The 3,744-nt window shown below is 75.6% G+C and carries 4 protein-coding genes; 2 read left to right on the top strand and 2 right to left on the bottom strand.

What is annotated here, in order from left to right:
• Positions 1 to 787: response regulator (locus ABD308_RS29145; RefSeq protein ID WP_344340985.1), on the top strand; the 787-nt coding region annotated here is incomplete at its 5' end.
• Between the two features lie 62 nt (positions 788 to 849).
• On the opposite strand, the gene ABD308_RS29140 is transcribed toward ABD308_RS29145, so the two are convergent.
• Positions 850 to 2,511, bottom strand: coding sequence for a long-chain fatty acid--CoA ligase (locus tag ABD308_RS29140; RefSeq protein WP_344340979.1), 1,662 nt, complete (start codon positions 2,509 to 2,511; stop codon positions 850 to 852).
• Positions 2,512 to 2,742: 231 nt separating this feature from the next.
• On the opposite strand from ABD308_RS29140, the gene ABD308_RS29135 reads away from it, so the two are divergent.
• Positions 2,743 to 2,940, top strand: a complete 198-nt coding sequence (locus tag ABD308_RS29135) for a hypothetical protein (protein ID WP_344340972.1) — start codon at positions 2,743 to 2,745, stop codon at positions 2,938 to 2,940.
• Positions 2,941 to 2,961: 21 nt separating this feature from the next.
• On the opposite strand, the gene ABD308_RS39795 is transcribed toward ABD308_RS29135, so the two are convergent.
• Positions 2,962 to 3,573 (bottom strand): DUF1906 domain-containing protein, encoded by a 612-nt coding sequence (locus ABD308_RS39795; protein WP_425554877.1) that lies wholly within the window; start codon positions 3,571 to 3,573, stop codon positions 2,962 to 2,964.
• Positions 3,574 to 3,744 lie beyond the last annotated feature (171 nt).

Below are 3,744 nucleotides of genomic sequence, written 5' to 3'. Positions count from 1 at the left end.
CGGCCGGGGCGAGGTCGGTGAGCCCGCCTCGGCGCCCGCCCCGGCCCCCGACGGCGGTCCGCGCCGCCTGCTGGTCTGGCCCGAGCCCGACGCCGCCACCCGGCAGGCGCTCCAGGACCGCGGCTACCGCCCGGTGATCGTCCGCTCCCGCGAGGAGGTGGACGCGCAGGTCGCCGGCTTCCCCGCCGCGCTCTTCGTCGACCCGCTGACCGGCCCGATCACCCGCACCGCCCTGCAGTCGCTGCGCACGGCGGCGCTGAACAGCCGGGTCCCGGTGGTGGTCACCGCCGGCCTCGGGCAGGCCACCCGGGACGCCGCGTACGGCGCCGACCCGGCCGTCCTGCTGCGCGCCCTCGCCCCGCGCGACGGCGAGAACCACGCCCCGCGCGTCCTGCTGGTCGAGGGCGACCCGGACATCGCCGCCGCGATGATCGGCAGCCTGGAGCGGCGCGGCATGCACGTCGAGCACGCGGTGGACGAGAACGACGCCGTCGCCCGGGCCAGCAGCGTGCAGCCCAACCTGGTGGTGATGGACCTGATGCAGATCCGCCGCCGCCGGGTCGGTCTGCTGGACTGGCTGCGGGCCAACGACCGGCTGCACCGCACCCCGCTCGTCGTCTACACCTCGGTGGACCTCGACCCGCGCGAGCTGCCCCGGCTGCGCACCGGTGAGACGGTGCTCTTCCTCGCCGAGCGCTCGACCAGCGACGACGTGCAGTCCCGGATCGTCGACCTGCTCGGGCGGATCGGCGCGATGGGTGAGGCGGGCGTCGCCGCGGCGGGCTGAGCCCCGGACGCGCCGAGGGCCGGCCACCCCTTCCCGGGGCGGCCGGCCCTCGTCCGTTCCCGCTACTCCTTGCCGAGGCGGGTGACGTCCAGCCTCCGCGCCGCGTAGTCCGCGCGGATCACCTTCTTGTCGAACTTTCCGACCGAGGTCTTCGGCACCGACTCGACGATCGCCCAGCGCTCCGGCAGCTGCCAGGAGGCTATCCGCCCGGCCAGGAAGGCCCGCAGCTCCGGCAGCCCGGCGGTGGCGCCCGGCCGCAGCACGACGGTGGCCAGCGGACGCTCGCCCCACTTCTCGTCCGGGACGGCCACCACGGCGGCCTCGGCGACCTCCGGGTGGGCCATCAGGTGGTTCTCCAGGTCCACCGAGGAGATCCACTCGCCGCCGGACTTGATCACGTCCTTGGCCCGGTCGGTGAGGGTCAGGTAGCCGTCCGCGGTGATCGTGCCGACGTCGCCGGTGCGCAGCCAGCCGTCCTCGGAGAACTTGTCGTCCGGGCGCTGCGGGTCCTGGCCCGCGCCCCCGTAGTACGCCCCCGCGATCCACGGGCCGCGCACCTCCAGCTCGCCCGCCGACACCCCGTCGTGCGGCATCCGCTCGCCGCCCGGGCCGATCAGCCGGGCCTCGACGGAGGCCGGGAAGACGCCCTGGGTGACCCGGTAGGGCCACTCCTCCTCCGGGGTCAGGCCGCCGGGCGGCTGGGCGAAGGAGCCGAGCGGCGAGGTCTCGGTCATGCCCCAGGCGTGGATGACGCGGATGCCGTGGCGCTCCTCGTAGCCCTTCATCAGCGACGGCGGGCACGCCGAGCCGCCGATCACCACCATGCGCAGGCTGGAGGTGTCGTAGTCGCCGGCGTCCAGCTCGTCCAGCAGGCCGCTCCAGATCGTCGGCACGGCCGCGCTGACGGTGGGCCGCACGGCGGCGATCATCTCGGCCATCGGCTTGGGCTGGAGGAAGCGGTCCGGCATCAGCAGGCCGGCGCCGGACATGAAGGCGGCGTGCGGGATGCCCCAGGCGTTGACGTGGAACATCGGGACGACCGGCAGCGCGGTGTCGCGCGGGGTGAAGCCGAAGTTGTCGCCGGTGTTGACCTGGAGGCAGTGCAGGTAGACCGAGCGGTGGCTGTAGAGCACGCCCTTCGGGTCGCCGGTGGTGCCGGAGGTGTAGCAGAGCACGGCGGCCTGGCGCTCGTCGATGTCGGACCGCCAGGGGTAGGCGGTCGGCCGGTCCGCGATCAGCTCCTCGTAGTCGTGCACGCCGCCCGCGAAGCCGGCCAGCACCGACCGGTCGCCGGGGCCGCTGACCACGATGTGCCTGAGGGTCGGGGCGAGCTCGGGCAGGACCGCCGCCAGCAGCGGGAGGACGGTGCCGTTGACGATGACGACGCGGTCGGCGGCGTGGTTGACGATGAACGACAGCTGGTTCGCCGGGAGCCGCAGGTTGAGGGTGTGCAGCACCGCGCCCATCGCGGGCACCGCGAGGTAGGCCTCCAGGTGCTCGGCGTTGTTCCACATCAGGGTGGCGACGCGGTCGTCCGCCGTCACGCCGAGCTCGTCGCGCAGGGCCCAGGCGAGCCGCGCCGCGCGGGCGCCCACCTCGGCGTACGTCCGGACCACCGGACCGGTGCCGTCCCAGGTGGTGACCGTCGACCCGCCGTGGATCGTGGAGCCGTGCTCCAGGATCCTGGCGACGGTGAGCGGTACGTCCTGCATCGTGCTGAACACGGGTCCTCCTCGACCTGGGCGGCACTGCGGCGGTTCCTGCCCCGGCCCCGGCCGAACCCCGGCTACTGGGCGGTAATACGGGCAGTAGGGCCGATTCTGCCGCGCCGTGTCCCCGATGTCAGCATCCCGGCCGCGTTGTCCCGATCACGACCCGGCCACGGTCCGGCCACGTTCCCCCCGGTCGGGCGGGGGTGGCCGGGCGCGCGGGCCGGTGGCCGGGATACTGGGGCCATGGGCGACGGACGCGGCGAACGGCGGGTGGGACGGGGTCTGGCCGGGTTCCGGGTGCCGTGCCCGTGTTGTTCGAGCGGGGTGCGGACCCAGGCGCGGAAGGGCCTGCGGGCGGGGCGCACCGGCACCGGGTACGTCCCGGAGACCTGCCGCTACTGCCAGGGCCGGGGCTGGCGGGGGCTCACGCCCCGGGACTGACCGGCCGCCCGCGGTGGCCCGTCAGCCGGCCAGCGGGGCGTCGACCTGGTTGCGGTCGACGGTGAGCGTCGCCCCGCCGTAGGTCTCCTCGACGTTGCCCCGGTACTGGTGGACCCGCTGGTGCCGGGCCCAGAGGTCCGCGGTGAGCGGCCCGCCCCCGGCGGTGTCGGCGCGGTCGTCCCAGCGGGCGTACCAGAGCACGTCGGGCAGCGGCGAAGCGCCGGCCCGCGCCGCCGCGGCGAGGTCGGCGATGCCGGAGTCGAGGCTGGAGTAGAAGCCGGAACGGTAGCCGGCCGCGTGCAGCGCCTGGGTCCAGCCGACGGCGAAGTCGACGACCGCCTGGCCGCAGGCGCGGTCGCGCGACGGGTAGGCCTCGATGTCCAGGAAGACCGGACTGCCGTGGCCGAGCCCGACCGCCCGCAGTCCCGCGACGGCCTCGGCGGCCTCCTCGCGTCCCTGCCGGGTGGCCCGCGCGGGGTCGATCCGCTTCGGCTTGCGCTTCAGTTCGCTGCACGGCGCCTGGAGGCCGACGTGCACGGGCAGGAACCGCCACCCCATCGCCCGGGCCTGGCGCACCCAGTCGGCGGTGAGCCCGGGCTGGGCGCAGCCGCGCTGGCCGCCGCTGGTGTAGATGCCGACCGCCCCGTACGGCGAGGCGTCGCGCCACGCCCGCAGGGTCTCCAGCGGGGGTGCGGTGCAGGCGTCGAAGGCCGCGCCGGTGTAGCGGTCGCGGGGCCGGACGGCGGGCGGCCCGAGCCGGTCGGGCAGGACGACGGCCCGGACGCGGGGGACGGCGGGGGGGGG

This window comes from Kitasatospora putterlickiae, assembly GCF_039527695.1.
Classification (GTDB): Bacteria; Actinomycetota; Actinomycetes; order Streptomycetales; family Streptomycetaceae; genus Kitasatospora; species Kitasatospora putterlickiae.
The sequence above is the reverse complement of the archived record's forward strand: the minus strand, read 5'-3'. Positions and strand labels throughout refer to the sequence as shown.